General features: G+C 65.0%; 16 protein-coding genes. 6 read left to right on the forward strand and 10 right to left on the reverse strand.

Going from position 1 to position 19,664, the window contains the following annotated elements; genetic code table 11:
• The first annotated feature begins 78 nt into the window (after positions 1 to 78).
• The 3 genes from JEY66_RS13275 to JEY66_RS13285 all read left to right on the forward strand — a co-directional run bounded on the left by JEY66_RS13275 (position 79) and on the right by JEY66_RS13285 (position 4,344).
• Complete coding sequence (locus JEY66_RS13275) at positions 79 to 1,347, forward strand: YeaH/YhbH family protein (RefSeq protein WP_016844046.1); 1,269 nt, start codon at positions 79 to 81, stop codon at positions 1,345 to 1,347.
• A 4-nt stretch (positions 1,348 to 1,351) separates the two neighbouring features.
• Positions 1,352 to 2,896 carry a SpoVR family protein gene (locus JEY66_RS13280; protein WP_018273086.1) on the forward strand — a complete coding sequence of 515 codons (1,545 nt, stop codon included), beginning with the start codon at positions 1,352 to 1,354 and terminating at the stop codon, positions 2,894 to 2,896.
• A 257-nt stretch (positions 2,897 to 3,153) separates the two neighbouring features.
• Positions 3,154 to 4,344 carry an ABC transporter substrate-binding protein gene (locus tag JEY66_RS13285; protein WP_018273085.1) on the forward strand — a complete coding sequence of 397 codons (1,191 nt, stop codon included), beginning with the start codon at positions 3,154 to 3,156 and terminating at the stop codon, positions 4,342 to 4,344.
• A 217-nt stretch (positions 4,345 to 4,561) separates the two neighbouring features.
• Here JEY66_RS13285 and JEY66_RS13290 read toward each other — a convergent pair whose 3' ends face one another.
• From JEY66_RS13290 to JEY66_RS13305, 4 genes are all read right to left on the reverse strand, one after another.
• A complete protein-coding gene (locus tag JEY66_RS13290; RefSeq protein ID WP_018273084.1) occupies positions 4,562 to 5,617 on the reverse strand; it encodes a 2-oxoacid:ferredoxin oxidoreductase subunit beta in 1,056 nt (351 codons plus the stop codon).
• Between the two features lie 130 nt (positions 5,618 to 5,747).
• Positions 5,748 to 7,595: a 2-oxoacid:acceptor oxidoreductase subunit alpha gene (locus JEY66_RS13295; protein WP_018273082.1), complete on the reverse strand. Its 1,848-nt coding sequence runs from the start codon at positions 7,593 to 7,595 to the stop codon at positions 5,748 to 5,750.
• Positions 7,565 to 9,364, reverse strand: a complete 1,800-nt coding sequence (locus JEY66_RS13300) for an FAD-dependent oxidoreductase (RefSeq protein ID WP_026193164.1) — start codon at positions 9,362 to 9,364, stop codon at positions 7,565 to 7,567. The genes JEY66_RS13295 and JEY66_RS13300 overlap by 31 nt, the downstream gene beginning before the upstream one ends.
• A gap of 288 nt (positions 9,365 to 9,652) precedes the next feature.
• Complete coding sequence (locus JEY66_RS13305; protein WP_026193163.1) at positions 9,653 to 10,324, reverse strand: DUF4286 family protein; 672 nt, start codon at positions 10,322 to 10,324, stop codon at positions 9,653 to 9,655.
• Between the two features lie 184 nt (positions 10,325 to 10,508).
• On the opposite strand from JEY66_RS13305, the gene JEY66_RS13310 reads away from it, so the two are divergent.
• Positions 10,509 to 12,866 carry a caspase family protein gene (locus JEY66_RS13310; RefSeq protein ID WP_018273079.1) on the forward strand — a complete coding sequence of 786 codons (2,358 nt, stop codon included), beginning with the start codon at positions 10,509 to 10,511 and terminating at the stop codon, positions 12,864 to 12,866.
• A 283-nt stretch (positions 12,867 to 13,149) separates the two neighbouring features.
• Here JEY66_RS13310 and pip read toward each other — a convergent pair whose 3' ends face one another.
• The 6 genes from pip to pqqA form a co-directional block, all read right to left on the reverse strand.
• Complete coding sequence (pip, locus tag JEY66_RS13315; protein WP_018273078.1) at positions 13,150 to 14,121, reverse strand: prolyl aminopeptidase; 972 nt, start codon at positions 14,119 to 14,121, stop codon at positions 13,150 to 13,152.
• A complete protein-coding gene (gene pqqE, locus JEY66_RS13320) occupies positions 14,111 to 15,343 on the reverse strand; it encodes a pyrroloquinoline quinone biosynthesis protein PqqE (RefSeq protein ID WP_018273077.1) in 1,233 nt (410 codons plus the stop codon). The genes pip and pqqE overlap by 11 nt, the downstream gene beginning before the upstream one ends.
• Positions 15,340 to 15,648 (reverse strand): pyrroloquinoline quinone biosynthesis peptide chaperone PqqD, encoded by a 309-nt coding sequence (gene pqqD / locus JEY66_RS13325; RefSeq protein WP_016839838.1) that lies wholly within the window; start codon positions 15,646 to 15,648, stop codon positions 15,340 to 15,342. Before pqqD ends, pqqE begins: the two co-directional genes overlap by 4 nt.
• Before the next feature lie 10 nt (positions 15,649 to 15,658).
• Entirely contained in the window at positions 15,659 to 16,414 is a 756-nt protein-coding gene (pqqC, locus tag JEY66_RS13330) for a pyrroloquinoline-quinone synthase PqqC (RefSeq protein WP_016839840.1), read from the reverse strand.
• 20 nt (positions 16,415 to 16,434) lie between these two features.
• Positions 16,435 to 17,364 (reverse strand): pyrroloquinoline quinone biosynthesis protein PqqB, encoded by a 930-nt coding sequence (gene pqqB, locus JEY66_RS13335; protein WP_018273076.1) that lies wholly within the window; start codon positions 17,362 to 17,364, stop codon positions 16,435 to 16,437.
• A gap of 159 nt (positions 17,365 to 17,523) precedes the next feature.
• Complete coding sequence (gene pqqA / locus JEY66_RS13340) at positions 17,524 to 17,604, reverse strand: pyrroloquinoline quinone precursor peptide PqqA (protein ID WP_035635412.1); 81 nt, start codon at positions 17,602 to 17,604, stop codon at positions 17,524 to 17,526.
• A 324-nt stretch (positions 17,605 to 17,928) separates the two neighbouring features.
• On the opposite strand from pqqA, the gene JEY66_RS13345 reads away from it, so the two are divergent.
• Both JEY66_RS13345 and JEY66_RS13350 read left to right on the forward strand, forming a co-directional pair.
• Positions 17,929 to 18,186 (forward strand): DUF6894 family protein, encoded by a 258-nt coding sequence (locus JEY66_RS13345; RefSeq protein WP_016839844.1) that lies wholly within the window; start codon positions 17,929 to 17,931, stop codon positions 18,184 to 18,186.
• 167 nt (positions 18,187 to 18,353) lie between these two features.
• Positions 18,354 to 19,625: a PQQ-dependent sugar dehydrogenase gene (locus JEY66_RS13350; protein ID WP_018273075.1), complete on the forward strand. Its 1,272-nt coding sequence runs from the start codon at positions 18,354 to 18,356 to the stop codon at positions 19,623 to 19,625.
• The last annotated feature ends 39 nt before the right edge of the window (positions 19,626 to 19,664 follow it).

The raw sequence follows: 19,664 nt of genomic DNA on the forward strand, positions 1-19,664 counted from the left end.
CCCGTCCCGTCTCGTCCAAGAAAAATGTGATGCGACTGGTCATGATCGCATCCGGCGTGAGGCAGATGCAACGTGGTCATGCATATCGTCGATCGGCGGTTGAATCCGGGTAGCAAGAGCCTGGAGAACCGCCAGCGCTTCCTGCGGCGCGCCAAGGCGCTGGTGCAGGGAGCCGTCAAGAAGTCGTCACAGGACCGGGACATCAAGGATGTCCTGGAGGGCGGCGAAGTGACAATCCCGCTGGACGGCATGGACGAGCCGCGGTTCCGGCGCGAGGGCGGCACGCGTGACATGGTGCTGCCCGGCAACAAGAAATTCGTCGAGGGCGACTGGCTGCAGCGCCCGAACCAAAGCGGCGCCAAGGGCTCCGGCGCAGGCGAGGGCGACAGCGAGGACGCCTTCCGCTTCGTGCTCAGCCGCGAGGAATTCGTCGACCTCTTCCTCGACGACCTCGAACTGCCCGATCTTGCCAAGCGCAAGCTGGCGGAGACCGAGAGCGAGGGCATCCAGCGCGCCGGCTATGCGACCTCGGGATCGCCCGCCAACATCTCGATCAGCCGCACGGTGAGCCGGGCGCTTGCGCGACGCGTGGCGCTGCGCAGGCCGCGCAAGGAAGAGATCGAGGCGCTCGAGGCCGAGCTTGCGGAATGCGACGACGCCACGCGCCGCCGCGAGCTGCTGGCGCTGCTCGAAGCGCTGAGGGCGAAGGCCAAACGGATTCCCTTTATCGATCCGATCGACATCCGCTACCGCCGCTTCGAGACGGTGCCGAAGCCGGTGGCGCAGGCCGTGATGTTCTGCCTGATGGACGTCTCGGGCTCGATGTCCGAGCACATGAAGGATCTGGCGAAGCGGTTCTACATGCTGCTCTACGTGTTCCTGAAGCGGCGCTACAAGCACGTCGAGATCGTGTTTATCCGCCATACCGACCGCGCCGAGGAGGTCGACGAAGACACCTTCTTCCACGGACCGGCTTCCGGCGGCACGCTGGTGTCGAGCGCACTGGTCGCGATGAACGATATCGTCCGCACCCGCTTCCGTCCGGCCGACTGGAACATCTACGCCGCCCAGGCCTCGGACGGCGACAACATGACCTCCGACAGCGCGCTGACCGGTCACCTCCTGACCGACAAGATCCTGCCGGTCTGCCAGTTCTTCGCCTATCTCGAGGTCGGTGAAGCCGCCAACTACACCTTCGACATGCCGGACTCCTCGCTCTGGACGCTCTATGAGCGTCTGCGCAACGAGGGCGCGCCGCTGTCGATGCGCAAGGTGAGCGAGCGCGGCGAGATCTTTCCGGTGTTCCAGGACCTGTTCAAGCGCCGCAGCAAGCAGGAAAGGGTGTAGCGTGATGGGTTCTTCCGGGGAACGGCTGTTCGAGGGCGCCGATTGGGATTTCCAGACCTTGCAGCGGGTCCACGACGCCTGCGAGAAGATCGCGCGCACCGAGCTCGGGCTCGACGTCTATCCCAACCAGATCGAGGTGATCACCGCCGAGCAGATGCTCGACGCCTATTCCTCGGTCGGCATGCCGCTGTTCTACAAGCACTGGTCGTTCGGCAAGCAGTTCGCGTTCCAGGAAGCGTCCTATCGCAAGGGCCTGATGGGCCTCGCCTATGAGATCGTGATCAATTCCTCGCCGTGCATCTCCTATCTGATGGAGGAGAACACGGCGACGATGCAGACGCTGGTGATCGCGCACGCGGCGTTCGGGCACAATCACTTCTTCAAGAACAACTATCTGTTCAAGCAGTGGACCGATGCCGACGGCATTCTCGACTATCTGGAATTCGCCAAGGGCTACATCTCGGTCTGCGAGGACCGCCATGGCCGCGAGACGGTGGAGCGAACGCTCGATGCCGCGCATGCGCTGATGTCGCATGGCGTCGACCGCTATCCCGGAAAGAAGACGCTCGATTTGCGTGCCGAGGAGAAGCGGGCCGGCGAGCGCCGGCAGCACGAGGAAAGCGTGTTCAACGATTTGTGGCGGACGGTGCCGAACACCAAGGCCAAGAGCAAGGCTGCGCTCACGGCCGAGCGCCGCCGCGCGCTGCTCGGCTTGCCGCAGGAGAACATCCTCTATTTCCTCGAGAAGACCGCGCCGCGCCTTGCACCCTGGCAGCGCGAGCTCATCCGCATCGTTCGCCACATCGCGCAGTATTTCTACCCGCAGGGCCAGACCAAGGTGATGAACGAGGGCACCGCGACCTACGTCCATTACCGGATCATGAGCCGGCTGCATCAGCAGGGCCGGATCACCGACGGCAATTTCCTCGAATTCCTGCAGTCGCACACCAACGTGGTGTTCCAGCCCGAGTTCGACGACCGCCGCTATTCCGGCTTCAATCCCTACGCGCTCGGCTTCGCCATGATGCAGGACATCGAGCGGATCGTGAAAAATCCGGAGGACGAGGACCGCGAGTGGTTCCCCGACATCGCCGGCAAGGGCGACGTCGAGGGCGTGCTGCGCGAGATCTGGGGCAACTACCGCGACGAGAGCTTCATCAACCAGTTCCTCAGCCCGGCGCTGATCCGGCGCTTCCGCATGTTCCATTTGCACGACGACCCCGCGGAAAGCCAGGGGATCAAGGTCGACGCGATCCACGACGAGCGCGGCTACCGCCGGGTCCGCCGCGAGCTGGCGCGGCAATACGACGTCGGCTTCGTCGACGCCAATATCGAGGTCGTGGATGTCGATCTCGACGGCGATCGCCGCCTGATGCTGCGTCACACCACCGTGAAGGGCGCGCAACTCAACGAGACCGACGCGCGGCGCGTGCTGCAACACCTCGCCGATCTGTGGTCCTACGACGTCGCGCTGACCGAAATCGACGGCAGCGACAAGGTGCTGAAGGAATACGTCGTCAGCCCGCGCGCGGCTGCGGTCGCGGCGTGAGGATCACGCTCTCGCTGACATGAGCGCGGCGCACACCGCCGTGCGGAATGCGAGTCTTGCTCGGTGAACCTTCGTGACTATCGAAGGCTCACATCATGAACATCCCGGCAACATTCCGACTCTGAAAGCGCATGGCGTTCTATGCGCGAACGCGATTGCCGGCATGCGGAAATCTCGCGAGACGTTCTTGGTGTTGCCTGCGCGGACGCGATGGATAATGTGCGCCGCGTCAAGAAAACCAAGAAAAGGATGCGCTCTTGTCAACTCGCTCCCGCCTGGCGGGCTTTCTCGCCTTCACCGCGCTGACGGCCTCCTCGATCTCGCCGTCCGTTGCAGCCGACACCGCGATCAAGATAGGAAACACCGCGCCCTATAGCGGCCCGGCGTCGGCCTACGGCACGATCGCGCGCGCCGAAGCCGCGTATTTCCAGATGCTCAACGACCAGGGCGGCATCAACGGCCGCAAGATCGATTTCGAGAGCCTCGACGACGCCTATTCGCCGTCGAAGACCGTCGAGCAGACCCGCAAGCTCGTCGAGCAGGACGAGGTGCTCGCGGTCTTCAGCGCGGTCGGCACCGCGCCGAACATCTCGGTGCAGAAGTACCTCAACATCAAGCGCGTGCCGCAGCTGTTCGTGTCCTCCGGCGCGACGCGCTGGAACGATCCAAAGCAGTTCCCGTGGACGGTCGGCTTCAATCCGACCTACGAGCTCGAAGGCCGGCTCTACGCAAAATACATCCTGAAGACCAAGCCGGATGCGAAGATCGCCGTCATCACGCCGAACGAGGACGCCGGCAAGGACTATCTCAGGGGTTTCAAGGACGGGCTTGGCGAGCATGTCGGCCAGATCGTCGCGGAGACCACGTATCTGACGACCGATCCTACCATCGATTCCCAGATGGTGACGATGCGCGAGTCCGGCGCGGACGTGTTCTTCGCCGAGGCGACGCCGAAATTCGCGGCCCAGGCGCTGCGCAAGGCGGCGAGCATGGGCTGGAAGCCGCTGACCATCCTGCCGACCGTCTCCAATTCCGTCTCCGCGGTGCTTGAACCGGCCGGCCTCGAGAACGTGATCGGCGTCGTGACCGGGCTCTATCTGAAGGATCCGACCGATCCGCGCTGGGCCGACGATCCCGCGCAGCAGGAGTTTGCGGCCTGGATGAAGAAGTACCAGCCGAATGCGAGCCCGGGCGACCTCTTCAACGTGCAGGGCTACACGGTGGCGCAGGTCATGACGGCGGTGCTGAAGAACTGCAACGGCGATTACAGCCGCGACAACATCATCAAGCAGGCGACCAATCTGAAGGCGCTCGAACTGCCGATGCTGCTGCCGGGCATCAAGGTGCAGACCGAGCCCGACAACGTGACGCCGATCCGCCAGATCCAGATGGCGCGGTTCGACGGCAAGTCCTGGGCGCTGTTCGGCGACGTGCTGAGCGACAAGTAGCGGTCACCAACTCCGCTGTGGTCCCTGCCCCTAGTGCGCAATTGCGCACGGGAGCAGGGACCCATCCGCCGCCGCGCCTTCTTTTGTGAACGGGACTCGTCGTCCCAGCGTAGTTAGACAATCTGCATCGGTGGTTATGGGTCCCTGCTTTTCGCAGGGACGACATAGAGTTCGTTGCACGTCCTCGCCACGTCATTGTGACGGCGAGAATGAGTGCTCAGCGCAGGCTCGCGTTGATCTTGTCGAGCACCGCTGAGCCAGGGCACAGCGCCTGTTCGTCCAGCGTGTTGAGCGGCGTCTCGACGGTGTCGAGATGGGTGTGCAGATCCTCGGCGTCGGGATCGACGTAAAGCAGCCCGGTGACGATCTGGCCCTTGGCCGCGTGCTTCTGCAGGAAGGTCATCGCGCCGAGCCGATCGTGCGGATCGTAGTCGGCGTCGAGCTTGCGCAGCGCGAGCCGAGAGCCGTCATGCTGCTCGACTACCTGCACGCTGCCCGGCGCATAGTCGACGCTGATCGGATCGCGGCCGACCAGCACGTCGAGGCGGTTCACCGCGTCATTGTGCTCGCGGACATAGTCAAAACTCTTGGTCGAGCCGGCGTGGTTGTTGAAGGCGATGCAAGGGCTGATCACGTCGATGAAGGACGCCCCCTTGTGGCGGATCGCGGCGGCGATCAGCGGCACCAGCTGGGTCTTGTCGCCGGAGAAGCTGCGCGCCACGAAGGTGGCACCGAGTTGCAGCGCGATCGCGACCAGGTCGATCGCATTGTCGGTGTTGGTGACGCCCTTTTTCGACTTCGAGCCGCGGTCGGCGGTGGCGGAGAACTGGCCCTTGGTCAGGCCGTAGACGCCGTTGTTCTCGACGATATAGGTCATGTTGACGGCGCGCCGGATCGAATGCGCGAACTGGCCGAAGCCGATCGAGGCGGAATCGCCGTCGCCGGAGACGCCGAGATAGATCAGGTCGCGGTTGGCGAGGTTGGCGCCGGTCAGGACCGACGGCATGCGGCCGTGCACCGAGTTGAAGCCGTGCGAATTGCCGAGGAAGTAGTCCGGCGTCTTCGACGAGCAGCCGATGCCGGAAATCTTCGCCACCCGATGCGGCTCGATCGAGAGCTCGTAGCAGGCCTCGATGATCGAGGCGGTGATCGAATCGTGGCCGCAGCCGGCGCACAGGGTCGAGATCTTCCCCTCGTAGTCGCGGTGGGTATAGCCCAGCTCGTTCTTCTTCAGGCCGGGATGATGAAACTTCGGCTTTGCAATGTAGGTCATGACTGCACCTGCGATCCCGACGACGTCATGGCCGGGCTTGTCCCGGCCATCCACGTCTTGGCCAGGAGAAAGGAAGTCTTGGATACCCGGCACAAGGCCGGGCATGACGCCGGAGAGGTCAACTGATCGATCATGTCACGGCCTTGCGGAGAGGGGTCACCTTGAGATGATCCTGGTGGTCGCCGATCGCGCCCGCGATGAAGCGCGCGGTGATCGGCGTGCCGTCATAGTGCAGGATCGGCACCAGCCTGACGGGGTCGATGCCGTTCTCGTTGACGATCAGCTGGCGAAGCTGCGCGTCGCGGTTCTGCTCGACCACGTAGACGAAGTCGTGGTCGGCGATGAAGCTCGCGACGCTGGAGTGGAACGGGAAGGCGCGGATGCGCATGCGGTCGAGCTGATGGCCGCGCGCCTCCAGAATCCCGATCGCCTCGTCCATCGCGGGCGAGGTCGATCCGAAATAGATCACGCCGTATTTGGTCGGCTTCGCCGCATTGGCCTGCAGCGGCCGCGGCACCATGTCCTGCGCGGTCTCGAACTTGCGCACCAGGCGCTGCATGTTGTCGGCGTAGACCGCGCCTTCCTCGGAATAGCGCGCGTAGCGGTCGCGCGAGGTGCCGCGGGTGAAGTAGGAACCCTTGGTTGGATGCGTGCCGGGATAGGTGCGATAGGGGATTCCGTCGCCGTCGACGTCGAGATAGCGGCCGAAGTCGCGGCCTTCCTCGAGCATCTCCGCAGTCATCACCTTGCCGCGGTCGTATTGCTTGGCGTCGTCCCACTTCAGCGGGCGGCACAGCCGGTGGTTCATGCCGATGTCGAGATCGAGCATCAGGAAGATCGTGGTCTGCAGCCGTTCGGCGAGGTCGAAGGCGGCCGCTGCGAACTCGAACGCCTCCGCCGGATCCTCCGGGAACAGCAGCACGTGCTTGGTATCACCGTGCGAGGCATAGGCGCAGGCGATCACGTCGCATTGCTGGGTGCGGGTCGGCATGCCCGTCGAGGGGCCGGCGCGCTGGATGTTCATGATCACGGCCGGGATCTCGGCGAAATAGGACAGGCCGATGAACTCGGTCATCAGCGAGATGCCGGGACCCGAGGTCGCGGTGAAGGCCCGTGCGCCGTTCCAGGAGGCGCCGATCACGATGCCGATCGAGGCGAGTTCGTCCTCGCCCTGCACGATGGCGTACTTCGCCTTGCCGGTCTCGGGATCGTGGCGATACTTCTTGCAGTGGCTGGTGAAGGCTTCCGCCACCGACGATGACGGGGTGATCGGATACCAGGCGCATACGGTGGCGCCGCCATAGACGGCGCCGAGCGCGGCCGCGCTGTTGCCTTCGACGAAGATGCGGTCGCCGACCTTGTCGGACTTTTTCACCCGCAGCCCGAGCGGGCATTTCAGGTTCTGCAGCGCCCAGTCGCGGCCGAGATGCAGCGCATGGACGTTGGAGGAGAGCAGCTTCTCCTTGCCCTTATACTGCTCGCCGATCAGCTGCTCGACCAGCTTGGGATCGAGGTCGAGCAGCGCGCAGAGCGCGCCGAGATAGATGATGTTCTTGAACAGCTGGCGCTGCCTGGGATCGGTGTAGGTCGAGTTGGTGATCGCGGTCAGCGGCACGCCGATGACGGTGATGTCCTCGCGGAATTTCGACGACGGCATCGGCTTGGTCGAATCGTAGAACAGATAGCCGCCGGGCTCGATCGAGGCGACGTCCTTGTCCCAGGTCTGCGGGTTCATCGCCACCATCAAGTCGACGCCGCCGCGGGCGCCGAGATGGCCGTCCTCGGTGACGCGCACCTCATACCAGGTCGGCAGGCCCTGGATGTTGGACGGGAAGATGTTGCGTGGCGAGACCGGCACGCCGTGGCGCAGGATCGAGCGCGCGAACAGTTCGTTGGCGGAAGCCGAGCCCGAACCGTTGACGTTGGCGAAGCGGACGACGAAGTCGTTTACGCTGCTGATCGGGCTTTGGACTGACATGTTGATCCCGCTTGAACCATATCGATGAGGTACTTCTGCATGTCCCAGGCGCCGGTCGGGCAGCGCTCGGCACACAGCCCGCAATGCAGGCAGACGTCTTCGTCCTTCACCATGACGCGGCCGGTCTTGAGGTCGCCGGAGACATAGAGCGCCTGGTCGTGATGCGGCGAGGGCGCTTTCAGCCGCTGCCGCAAATCATCCTCCTCGCCGTTCTCGGTGAAGCTGATGCAGTCCATCGGACAGATGTCGACGCAGGCGTCGCACTCGATGCAGAGCGGCGCGGAAAACACCGTCTGCACGTCGCAATTCAGGCAGCGCTGCGCCTCGCCGAGCGCGAGCTTGAGGTCGTAACCGAGCTCGACCTCGGCGCGGATGTCCTTCAGCGCGACCACCTTGTCGCGATGCGGCACCTTGAAGCGCTTGTCGGCGGAGATGTCGTTGTCGTAGCTCCACTCGTGGATGCCCATCTTCTGCGAGGAGACGTGCACCTCGGGCAGCGGGCGCTCGTTGATGTCCTCGCCGGACAGCATGCGGTGGATGGAGAGCGCGGCGTCGTGGCCATGCGCCACCGCCCAGATGATGTTCTTCGGCCCGAACGCCGCATCGCCGCCGAAGAACACCTTCGGATTGGTCGAGACGAACGTCTTGGGATCGACCTTCGGCATGTGCCACTTGTCGAATTCGATGCCGCAATCGGCTTCGATCCAGGGGAACGCGTTCTCCTGGCCGACCGCAACGAGCACATCGTCGCAGGGCACGGTCTCGTCAGGCTCGCCCGAGGGCACGAGATTGCGGCGGCCCTTGGCGTCATACTCCGCCTTCACCTTCTGGAAGGTGACGCCGATCAGCTTGCCGGCCACATGCTTGAATGCCACCGGCACCATGTAGTTGAGGATCGGGATGTCCTCGTGAAGCGCGTCTTCCTTCTCCCACGGCGAGGCCTTCATTTCCTCGAAGCCAGAGCGGACGATCACCTTGACGCTTTCGCCGCCGAGGCGGCGCGCGGTGCGGCAGCAATCCATCGCGGTGTTGCCGCCGCCGAGCACGATGACGCGGCGGCCGATCTTGTCGACGTGGCCGAACGACACGTTGGCCAGCCACTCGATGCCGATATGGATGTTGGCGGCGGCCTCCTTGCGGCCGGGGATGTCGAGCTCGCGGCCGCGCGGCGCGCCGCTGCCGACAAAGATCGCGTCATAGTTCTCGGCGAGCAGCTGCTTCAGGCTGTCGACGCGCTGGCCGCCCCTGAACTCGACACCGAGACCCAGGATGTAGTCGGTCTCCTCGTCGATCACGCTGTCGGGCAGGCGGAATTTCGGAATCTGGCTGCGCATCATGCCGCCGGCCTTGGGATCGCCGTCGAACACGGTGCAGTGATAGCCGAGCGGCGCGAGATCGCGCGCCACGGTGAGCGAGGCAGGGCCGCCGCCGACCAGCGCGATGCGCTTGCCGTTCTTCGGCCCGGGCTTCGGCAGGCGATGCTTGATGTCGTCCTTGAAGTCCGCGGCGACACGCTTCAGGCGGCAGATCGCGACCGGATTGTCCTCGACACGGCCGCGGCGGCATGCCGGCTCGCATGGACGGTCGCAGGTGCGCCCGAGAATGCCGGGGAACACGTTGGACTTCCAATTGATCATGTAGGCGTCGCTGTAACGCCCCTCAGCAATCAACCGGATGTACTCGGGAACAGGGGTGTGTGCGGGACAGGCCCATTGGCAATCGACTACTTTATGAAAGTAATCCGGCGCCGAGATATCAGTCGGTTTCATTCCTACCTTTGACCCGCGCGAAAATGCCAGACCCGCGCGGCCTTATCGTTGACGACGAACGCTCACGTGGCGTTGTTCTGGTTTTTGAATTGGATCATAGGCTTATCTTATTAGAGCCGTTCCAGAGAAGGCAAAGGCTAAATTGTCCGATCATCAGCTTTCGCGCGGCTGATGCGCGTGTAGCGTTAATCTCGATTGCGTTATGTGGCGGTGCAGCATGATCTGCACGCCACGCTTGCTTGAGAATATGTTTTCGGGAAACCGCTTCGCACGTTTCCGGATCATGCTTTATGGGCGCGGAAGGTCGCTCTTCGCGATATCCCACAACAGCCTGTAGACGCCGCTGCTGACCACGAGCGGCTTCAGGGCTGCGTTACCGGTGATGCCTGCAGCGGCGTTGGGGACTACGCTGACGTCGGTGGCGTCGATCAGCACGAACCAGTCGCCGGCGCCGGGATCGGGTTTCTGCGCATCCGGCGTGAGCGGTTTCGACAGGTCAGCGTCGTTCTCCAGGAGGTGCATCGAGATGATGCCGTCGCGCGACGCTGGATCGAGTTGCTCCCGCAATGCAGCGCGAAGCTTGTCCGCGCCTTCGGCAGGCGGGCGCAGGCGGATGATGCCGAGCGCTGCGCCCCTGCCGACGCCGCGGCTGATCGTGATCCGCGCGACTCCGCGGATCATGTTCTGAAAGCGCGCGATATTGGCCTTCGACCAGTCGGTCTGGTTGGCGAGCGCCTTGCGATAGGCCGGGCTGTCGAGCACATCGAAGGTCGCGGTCGAGTAGAGGCTGAGATATTTCGGCTTGCCGTCATGGGCGACGTAGCGGCGGGCTTCGAGGAAGCCGTCGATGGCGACCCGTTCCTCGAGATGCTCGCGGTCGTACCAGCGATTGAATTCAGCTTCGTGCAAGCTGTCGATATCCATCGAGGTCAGCAGCATGCCTTGTCCGGCGATTGGCATCGAGTGCTCCTTTTTTGCCTGTTTTATCCGAGCAATATCGCCTGATCGCGCGGACCAGGGAAGCCGGTTCCCGGCACCGTAGACCAAGGATTGCCACAATTGCTGCAAGCCTGTTCAGCACCGGTTCACAGAGGTAGCATTTCATTCGTTTCGCCAACTCTCGAGAAGAAAAGGAACGGCCGCCATGGCGCGCATTCTGTGGGCATTGATCGTCGGGATGCTGTCGCTCGCATCGCTTCCCGTCCACGCGCAGGATCAGGAGAAGCGCCTCGCACTCGTCATCGGCAACGGCGCCTATGAGGCCGGCGCGTTGCAGACCGCCGCGAACGATGCCGGCCTGATCGCGCAGACCTTGCAGGCCGCCGGCTTCGACGTGATCGGCGCACGCGATCTCGACGGCGAGACGCTGCGCAAATCGTTCCGTGATTTCATCCAGAAGGTGCAGGAGGCGGGGCCCAATGCCGTCGCCTTCGTCTATCTCGCCGGCTACGGCGTGCAGCTCACCGGCGAGAACTACTTCGTGCCGGTCGACGCCAAGATCGCCCGCGACACCGACGTGCCGGTCGAGGCGATCCGTATCTCCGACTACAGCCATCAGCTCTCGGCGCTGCCGATCAAGGCCGGCGTGATCGTGCTCGATGCGGCGCGCAGCAATCCCTTCGCCAAGGAAGGCCAGCCGCTGGCCGGCGGTCTTGCGCTGGTCGACCCCGATCCGAAGCTGCTGATCGCCTTCAACTCCGCGCCCGGCACCGTCGCCCCCGACGGGGCGCCGCCTTACGGGCCTTACGCGCAAGCGCTGGCGGAAATGATCCGCACCGGCGGCTTGACCTTGCCCGAGGTGTTCGACCGCGTCCGCCTGCGCGTCAACGAGATGACCAAGGGCGCCGAGATCCCGTGGGATGCGCACAAGGTCGACGCGCCCTTCATGTTCTTCGAACGCAAGCCGGACGCGCCGCCGCAGCAGGTCGATGCCGGGCTGCGCACCAAGCCGATCCGCGATTTCTCGGCGCAGGATGCCTACGCCGCGGCGCTCGAGCGCGACACGCTGCAGGGCTATGAGGACTACCTGCAGGCCTATCCGAACGATCCGCTGGCGAGGCGCGTGCGCGCGATCGTGGCGGCGCGGCGCGAGGCCATCACCTGGCGGCGCACCTACAACGCCGACACGCCTGATGCGTACTGGTCGTACCTGCGGCGTTATCCGCGCGGGCCGCATGCATACGACGCCCGGCGCCGGCTGGCCTATCTGTCGGCCGCGCTCGAGCCGCCGCCGCAGTTCACCGCGCTCGACTATGACGTGCCGCCGCCGCCGCCCGACGAGGTCGTCTATGTCGACCGTCCGGTGCTGTACTACAGCGATCCGGTGTTCGACTTCGCGCCGCCCCCGCCGCCGCCGGTGGTCTTCCTGCCGCCGCCGCCGCCGGACTTCGTCGTGCTGCCGCCACCGCCGCCGCCGATCGGCCTGTACGTGCTGCCGACGCCGATGTTCGTGGCGATGCCGGCCTATGTCGCCGCACCGGCCTATGTCGTGCCGCCGCAGAACAACATCGTGTTCAACAACATCCACAACACCACCGTCATCAACACGGTCATCAACAATCCCAACCCGACGCCGGCGCAGCTCCATGCGGCCGGGGTGACGGCGGCGATGGGCGGCGCGCCGGTGACGGCGGCACCGCGACTGCCGGCTGCGGCGATGCAGCGCGCCAACCTGCCGGGCGCTCCGCAAGGCGTGACGCCCGCGCAAGGTGCGGCGATGGGAGCTCCACGCGCCGCACCAAACGCGGCCGCGGCACCGAACGCTGCTGCCACTCCGAATGCTGCCGCCGCTCCGAATGCGATGGGCGCGCCGGGCACACCGGGTGCCCATACCCTGCCGGGCGCGAAAAATGGACCGCCGCTGCCGCAGTCGGCGACCGCACCGGCCAATGCCATGCAGCATGGCGCTGTGCCGCCGGGAGCCGCACAACCCGGCGCCGCGCAACCTGGGGCAAAGCCGAATACGGTGGTGCCGGGCAAGCCGGCGACTGCCATGGCGCCTGCCAATGCGCAGCCTGCTCCTCCGGCCAAGCCCGGTGCCGCCCCGGCGACAAACGCGCCCGCCTCACCCACGGCCGCCGGCAAGCCGGGCGCGCAACCGCTCCCGCATGCCGCGACCACTCCGACCGCAAACGTGAAGCCCTCGGCGGTACCTTCACCGGCGAACCGCGCGATGTCGACACGGCCGCCGCCGGCCGCGCGCCCGGCACCCGCCCGCGCCGCGGTGTCGCCGCCGCCGGTCTCCCGGCCCGCGCCGGCGCATGCGGCAGCTCCGCCGGTGCGGGCCGCAGCTCCGCCGCCGCGGCCGGTTGCTCCGCCGCCGCGCGCCGCCGCCATCGCGCCGCGTCCTGCACCGGCACCGGCTCCGCACGTTGCGCCGCCGCCACGGCCGGCGATGCAGGTGCAACGCGCAGCACCGCCGCCGCGAATGGCGGCGCCGCCAAGGCCCGCGCCCGCGCCACGGGCAGCGCCGGCTTGTCCTCCGGGCAAGTGCAAACATTGAGGGAAGCAAGGGAGCCGGTCGAGTTCTTCACCGGCTCCTGATGTCGAGGGTGTTCCGCGGCGGTCTAAAGCGCGATGAGATCAGGTTGAGCTGGAGCGGCATCGAAGGTTCACCTCTCCCTTGGGAGAGGTCGATTTGCGCAGCAAATCGGGAGAGGGGTTACGGTCTATCGAGAGAACAAGAGCCCTCAACCCGGATTGCTTCGCAATCCGACCTCTCCCCGGTGGGGAGAGGTGGATCGAAATCGCGGCAAGCCGATTCACCCCAATCTCACAATCAGGCCTTAGCGCTTGGCCGCGAGGTCGGCGATCGCCTTCATCACGGCGTTGCGGATGCCGGGGTCGTAGAGGATGTGGCCCGCGCCATCGATGATGCGGACCTCGCTGCCCGGCCAGCGCGCAGCGAGCGCGTGCGATGTCGCGGGCGGGCACAACAGATCGTAGCGGCCTTGCACCAGGATGCCGGGAATGCCGGCGAGCTTGCCGGCTTCGTCCATCAACTGATGCGGCCGCATGAAGCAATTGTTGGCGAAGTAGTGCGCCTCCATGAACGGCGTCGAGGGCAGGGCGCCTGAGGCTTTGAGGTCGAGCCGCGTCTGCTTCGGCGTATGCTCCGACAACGCGCGTTCGGTGTCGTGCCAGGCCCGCGCGGCCGGCGCATGCACGGCGGCGTCGGGATCGAGGATGCGGCGATAATAGGCCGCAAGCGGCGCTGCACGCTCGCTCTCGGGCAGGAAGTTGAGGAAGTCCTCGGAGAGGGCGGGATAGAAGCGTGGCAAGGCGCGCAGGAAAACGTCGTCCAGCTCCTCCGCGGTGCCGAGAAACGTCGCGCGCAGCACCAGCCCGCTGACCCGCTCGGGATGGGCCTGCGCATAGGCCAGCGCCAGCGTCGCGCCCCAGGAGCCGCCGACCACCATCCAGCGCGCGAAGCCGAACCGCTCGCGGACTTTCTCCATGTCCGCGATCAGGTGCTGCGTCGTGTTGTTGTCGCGGCTGCCCTTCGGCCGGCTGCGGCCGCAGCCGCGCTGGTCGAACAGCACGGCGTGAAAGCGCTCGGGATCGAACAGCCGGCGATGATCGGGCTGGCAGCCGCTGCCGGGGCCGCCATGCAGATAGACCGCGGGAATGCCGCCCTCGCGCCCGACGCTCTCGACATGGAGATCGTGGCCATCGCCGACGTCGAGCCATTCCGACGTCAGCGGCGCAAAGGGATCGGCACGCCTCGCGACCTTGCCGACATCGGCGTCAGGCGCCATTGCGCTTGTCCTGGGATTCGCTCCGGGGTTCGTCCGTCTCCAGCGTGCCGCCGGCGAAGTTACGATACAGGAAGCGGTTCTGCGTGCCGGCGGATTCCCGCTCGGCCTGCTTGAAGATCTCCTCGTGTCGCGGCGACAGCGCGCAGGCCGGGTCGGTGTTGCCGGCATCGCCGGTCAGCGCAAAGGCCTGGCAGCGGCAGCCGCCGTAATCGACCTCGCGGAATTCGCAGCTCTTGCACGGCTCCGGCATCCAGCCGGTGCCGCGATAGCGGTTGAAGGCCTCGGAGTTCTGCCAGATCCAGGCGATCGAATGGTTCGAGCGCACCGATTCGAATTCGAGCCCGGTGATGCTTTCGGCGGCGTGGCACGGCAGCACCTTGCCGGCCGGCGAGATGTTGAAGAACTGGCGGCCCCAGCCGCCCATGCATTTCTTCGGCCGCAGCGCGTAGTAATCCGGCACCACATAGTCGATCGCGAGCGTGCCCTTCAGGCGCACCTGGGCTTCCTCGACGATGCGGCTGGTCTCCTCGATCTGCTCGATCGTCGGCATCAGCGCGGCGCGGTTCTTCAACGCCCAGCCGTAATACTGCACGTTGGCGACCTCGAGCCGGTCGGCGTCGAGGTCGACCGCCATCTGGATGATGTCCGGCAGCTGATGCAGGTTCTGCCGGTGCATCACCGCATTCACTGTGAGCGGCATGTCGAGCTCGCGCGTCCATTTCGCGACTTCGAGCTTCTTGCGATGCGCATCCTTCAGACCTGCGACGCGGTCCGCCACAACGGGCTCATTACCCTGGAAGCTGATCTGCACATGGCTGAGGCCGGCGTCGGCCAGCGCCGAAAGCTTGTCTTTCGTCAGCAGCACCGCCGAGGTGATCAGGTTGGAATACAGCCCGACATCGGACGCGCGCTGCACCAGCTCGACGATGTCCTTGCGCGCGGTCGGCTCGCCGCCGGAGAAATGGACCTGCAGCACGCCGAGCTCGGCGAGCTCGCTCAGCACCTTCTTCCATTCCTCGGTGGTGAGCTCGGTCGAGCCGCGGTCGAGCTCGACCGGGTTGGAGCAATAGGGACATTGCAGCGGGCAGCGGTGGGTGATCTCGAGCAGCACCGCAAGGGGAATGCCGTAGGTCTCAGCCGCCGAGCGCGTTTGCTCGAGCACCGCGAGCCCGTCGGTTGGGCCTGCTGTCGTCGTCTTGTTGTCGGCGAGCGTGTCACTCATGCTGTGCTCTCGCGCGCTTCGGTGAGAAAGCCCTTGTCGGCCAGATCCTGCAACATGGCGATCACGTCGGTCGCGATCGCCTCGCGCGGGGCGGCATATTTCTCCGCAAGCTGGTCCACCATTGCGGCGACGCTGCGCACACCGTCGCAGAGTTGCAGCACCTCGACCGCGATGTCATCCGGTGCCAGTACGCGCTCCGGCGCCAGGATCACCCAGACCTGCCGCGTCTCGTCGAATTTCAGCTTGGTATGGCGCGGCAGTTTTGGCCGGCTGGTCTCGCTGACGCTGATGTTGCGGCTGGCCATGATCTTGTCCCTAGCCTGTCTTCGGCACGAAGGCGCCGGGCGGAATCTGGCCGTCGACATAGGCGTGATAGAGCGCATCGAGCTGCACCCACAGCACGTTGGTCTTGAAGATCAGCGCGTTGCAGACCGCCTCGCGTTCGGCCGGCGTCTTCGCATGCTGCTTGACGTAGTCGAGCGCGAAGCCGGCGTCGCGCGGCGCCTGGGTCAGGCGGCGGCTGAAATAGCTCATGATGTCGGGGTTGACGAAGTCGTAGTGCTTCAGCATCCCGGAGATGCGCTCCTCGTGCAGGTTCGGCGCGAACAATTCGGTGAGCGAGGAGGCGATCGCCTCCAGCGGCGTGCGGTCGCGGCAGAAATGCACATAGGCTTCCACGGCAAAGCGCGTCGCCGGCAGGATGCCTTCAGTCGATTCCACATAGGCGGTATCGAGGCCGAGCCCTTCGGTCAGCTTCAGCCAGCGCTCGATGCCGCCCTCACTGCCGAGATCGCCGTCATGGTCCTCGATGCGGTGTCGCCACTCGACCCGCGTCATGCGGTCGCGGAAGCGTGTCATCACCATCGCGTCCTTCAGAGGGATCGTGCTCTGGTAGTAGTAGCGGTTCAGCGCCCAGGCCTGGACCTGGCCCTTGTTGAGCTTGCCGCCGTGCAGCAGGCGGTGGAACGGGTGCAGGCTGTGATAGCGCGTGGCACCGATCGTGCGCAGCGTCGCCTCCATCTCCTCGGCACTGTCGAGCGTGATGCCCTTGCCGATCGAGAGCGCGGTCATTCCGGTGGTAGGCACGACATTCACAGCACGATCTCCGTTCCGTCGGCGGGAATCTGCCAACCCGCCTGTTCGGCCGCCTTGCGTTCGGCCGAGGTCCCAAGCAGCGCCGGGTTGGAGTTGTTGATATGCAAAAACACTTTTCGTCCGATGTCGAGCCCGGCGAGGCTGGCGATCGCACCCTGATCGCCCGACATCGCGATATGGCCCATGCCCTGGCCGGTCTTATTGCCAAGGCCCGCCGCGATCAGCTCGTCGTCGCGCCACACCGTGCCGTCGAAAAACACCAGCGGGGCGCCCTTGAGCCGCACTTTCAGGTCGTCGGTCACCCGTGCGCAGGCGGCCAGGAAATAGAAATATTTGCCGCTGCGCCTGTCCGCAATACGCAGGCCGAGCGTATCGCCGACGCCGTCGGCGCCCGCCGGATGCGCCTTGCCCTCGAGATACCACGCGCCCTTGCCGGGAACCTCGAACGGCAGCACCTCAAGCCCGGACGGCGATCCGTCGGGCAGGGCCGGTTCGAAGGCCTGGTCGACCGCGATCGGCCGGCGGTCGACGTTCTTGTCGCTGAGCACGTTGAAGATGCTGTTGGAGCGCAGGATCGCAAGCACCCGCTCATGCGCGTAGATCGTGAACGGCGAACCCTCACGCATCGACAACAGCCCGGCGACCGCGTCGATCTCGCCATTGGTGAGGATGACGCCCGCGATCGGGCTATGGCGCAGTGCGCCGTGCTTCGGATGCAGCTGCGGCGTGGCAATCAACTGCTGGCGCAGATCCGGGGACGCATTGACCAGGAACCAGTGCACGCCGTCGCCGCTGACGGCGATCGAGGCTTGCGTGCTCTGCAGTTCGGGGTGGCCGCTTCGCGCCGTCCTGCAGACGGCACAGCCGCAGTTCCACTGCGGAACGCCGCCACCCGCCGCGGCACCCAGGACGACGACACGAAGCATGATCCGTCCCCTGGAGAAGCTTGGCCCTGGAGAAGTTTGTGGACCCAAAAACGTTACGAGGTGGACCCCGGATTTGAAACACACTCCCTCTCTCGGGAGCGCGTTACGCCCGGATGTCCACCTGCGCTAAAACGCTAAACGTGTATGGGGCGCTGCCGCTTACTTGCGGGTTGCGCACATATACATGTTGATTTCCATGCCGACCGACACTTCCACGATCTTCGGTGCTTTCCAGGCCATTTGGCTCTCCTTGTTGCAACCGGACGAACTTTCCGCCCTGCAGAGTAAAGTACTGTGGTTGGAAAAGTTCGCCAGTTAAATTTTCTGTAAGGTGCCGCCTCGAAGGGCATGCTGCACTGCGGCAGGCAAGTTCTGCCCACTCACAAATTTGTGCGCGCGTTTCCCGTCAAAAGCCCGTGGCATCAGACCTTTTTCCTGTTGTTCGCCACACGGTGAATGGTGATCTTGGAATAAGTAGACAGGGCCCTGTGGTCCTCCGAAGGTCCTGTGACGATCCTGCGCCTCCCCGTGATGGGAGGCGACTAACCGAGCCGAGTTCAGCCGATGCCACGCTATTTCTTCAACACCCGTATCGGCGACGAGCTGATCTCCGATCCCGACGGCGAAATCCTGCGGGATCCCGATCGCGCGTGGGAGATGGCGCGCGCGATGATTCGCGAACTGCTCAAGACCGAGGGCGCCGACGGCGCGCTGCTCAGCGCCGTGATCGAGGTGACCGACGACGAGGGCGAGATCGTGCTGGAGTTTCCATTCACGGAGGCGATCCTCGACCGCCCGGACCGCTCGATGACAAGGCACTGACGCGCGCTGGCCCGCCCGCGTGGTCACAACCATGCGTTGGCCGATGCCAGCATGTTTCCGATTGCAATTGTCCGGACAAATTCACAAGACTATGAACGGAAAGCCGAACGGCGCCGGGCGACATCAATGGCGCAATCAACAACGGCTTCCACCCAGGGGAGATCTTCATGAAAAAACATTCGTTCGCAGCGCGCAGCTTGCTGCTCGCGGGGGCCATGCTCGGGGCGTTCACGCTCTCTGCTGCGGCGCAGCAGCCGGTCGCGCCGGCGCCAGGTGCCACCCCCGCCGCCCAGCCGCTGCCGCCGGGCTCGCCCTTGATCGGGCGTCCGGACAATGAGGCCGCCGCCAAGCTCGCGCCGGTGGCGCCGCCGCCGCTGCCGTCCGCGACCGACAAGCTGCCGCTCGCCAAGCTCAAGGCGCCGGCCGGCTTCAATGTCGAGGTCTATGCGGCCGGCATGCCCAATGCGCGCTCGCTGGCGCTCGGCGACAAGGGCACGGTGTTCGTCGGCAGCCGGCTCGTCGACAAGGTTTATGCGATCGTCAACAAGGACGGCAAGCGCTCGGTCAAGGTGATCGCCTCCGGCCTCTACCGCCCGAACGGCGTCGCCTTCAAGGACGGCACGCTCTACATCGCCGAGCTCTCGAAGGTCTCCAAGATCGACAAGATCGAGGACAATCTCGACAACCCGCCGAAGCCCACCGTCATCTACGACAAGCTGCCGAAGGACGAGGCGCATGGCTGGAAGTTCATCGCCATCGGTCCCGACAACAAGCTTTATGTTCCGGTCGGCCAGCCCGGCAACAACGTGCTGCATGACGCCGACCACGGCCAGATCCGCCGCATGAATCTCGATGGCTCCGGCGCCGAGGTCTACGCGCTCGGCGTGCGCAACACGGTCGGCTTCGACTGGAATCCCGAGAACAAGCAGATGTACTTCACCGACAACGGCCGCGACTGGCTGTCGGAGACGGTGCCGGAAGACGAGCTCAACCGCATCACCAAGGCGGGCGAGGATTTCGGCGCGCCGTACTGCTACCAGGGCAACATCATCGACCAGGAGCTCGGCTGGGGCAAGAACTGCAAGGACTACACCGCGCCGGTCGGCCTGATGGGCCCGCATACCGCGTCGCTCGGCATGCGCTTCTACACCGGCAGCATGTTCCCGAAGAGCTACAAGAACGTCATCTTTGTCGCGCGTCACGGCTCCTGGAACAAGTCGCAGAAGCAGGGTGGTGACGTGGTCGCCGTCAGGCTGAACAAGGACGGCACGGTGAAGTCGATGGAGCCGTTCCTGACCGGCTTCCTCGAGGACAACAAGTATGTCGGCCGCCCGGTCGACGTCATGCTGCTGAAGGACGGCTCGCTGCTGGTCTCCGACGACTGGAACGGCGCGGTCTATCGCGTCAGCTACGGCAAGCCGAAGGTCGCCAATCAGTAAGTTGCAGCCACGGATCGGGGGCAGCGTCCGCTGCCCCCG

It is taken from the genome of Bradyrhizobium elkanii USDA 76 (assembly GCF_023278185.1).
Lineage (GTDB): Bacteria > Pseudomonadota > Alphaproteobacteria > Rhizobiales > Xanthobacteraceae > Bradyrhizobium > Bradyrhizobium elkanii.

Excerpts from the sequence above, each read along its gene's own strand:
- JEY66_RS13300 (WP_026193164.1), bottom strand. The coding sequence starts at position 9,364 with ATGAAACCGACTGATATCTCGGCGCCGGATTACTTTCATAAAGTAGTC.
- pqqB (WP_018273076.1), bottom strand. The coding sequence starts at position 17,364 with ATGCTTCGTGTCGTCGTCCTGGGTGCCGCGGCGGGTGGCGGCGTTCCG.
- pqqC (WP_016839840.1), bottom strand. The coding sequence starts at position 16,414 with ATGACCGCGCTCTCGATCGGCAAGGGCATCACGCTCGACAGTGCCGAG.
- JEY66_RS13280 (WP_018273086.1), top strand. The coding sequence starts at position 1,352 with ATGGGTTCTTCCGGGGAACGGCTGTTCGAGGGCGCCGATTGGGATTTC.
- JEY66_RS13350 (WP_018273075.1), top strand. The coding sequence starts at position 18,354 with ATGAAAAAACATTCGTTCGCAGCGCGCAGCTTGCTGCTCGCGGGGGCC.
- JEY66_RS13275 (WP_016844046.1), top strand. The coding sequence starts at position 79 with ATGCATATCGTCGATCGGCGGTTGAATCCGGGTAGCAAGAGCCTGGAG.
- JEY66_RS13345 (WP_016839844.1), top strand. The coding sequence starts at position 17,929 with ATGCCACGCTATTTCTTCAACACCCGTATCGGCGACGAGCTGATCTCC.
- JEY66_RS13295 (WP_018273082.1), bottom strand. The coding sequence starts at position 7,595 with ATGTCAGTCCAAAGCCCGATCAGCAGCGTAAACGACTTCGTCGTCCGC.
- pqqA (WP_035635412.1), bottom strand. The coding sequence starts at position 17,604 with ATGGCCTGGAAAGCACCGAAGATCGTGGAAGTGTCGGTCGGCATGGAA.
- JEY66_RS13290 (WP_018273084.1), bottom strand. The coding sequence starts at position 5,617 with ATGACCTACATTGCAAAGCCGAAGTTTCATCATCCCGGCCTGAAGAAG.
- JEY66_RS13310 (WP_018273079.1), top strand. The coding sequence starts at position 10,509 with ATGGCGCGCATTCTGTGGGCATTGATCGTCGGGATGCTGTCGCTCGCA.
- pip (WP_018273078.1), bottom strand. The coding sequence starts at position 14,121 with ATGGCGCCTGACGCCGATGTCGGCAAGGTCGCGAGGCGTGCCGATCCC.
- pqqD (WP_016839838.1), bottom strand. The coding sequence starts at position 15,648 with ATGGCCAGCCGCAACATCAGCGTCAGCGAGACCAGCCGGCCAAAACTG.
- JEY66_RS13305 (WP_026193163.1), bottom strand. The coding sequence starts at position 10,324 with ATGCCAATCGCCGGACAAGGCATGCTGCTGACCTCGATGGATATCGAC.
- pqqE (WP_018273077.1), bottom strand. The coding sequence starts at position 15,343 with ATGAGTGACACGCTCGCCGACAACAAGACGACGACAGCAGGCCCAACC.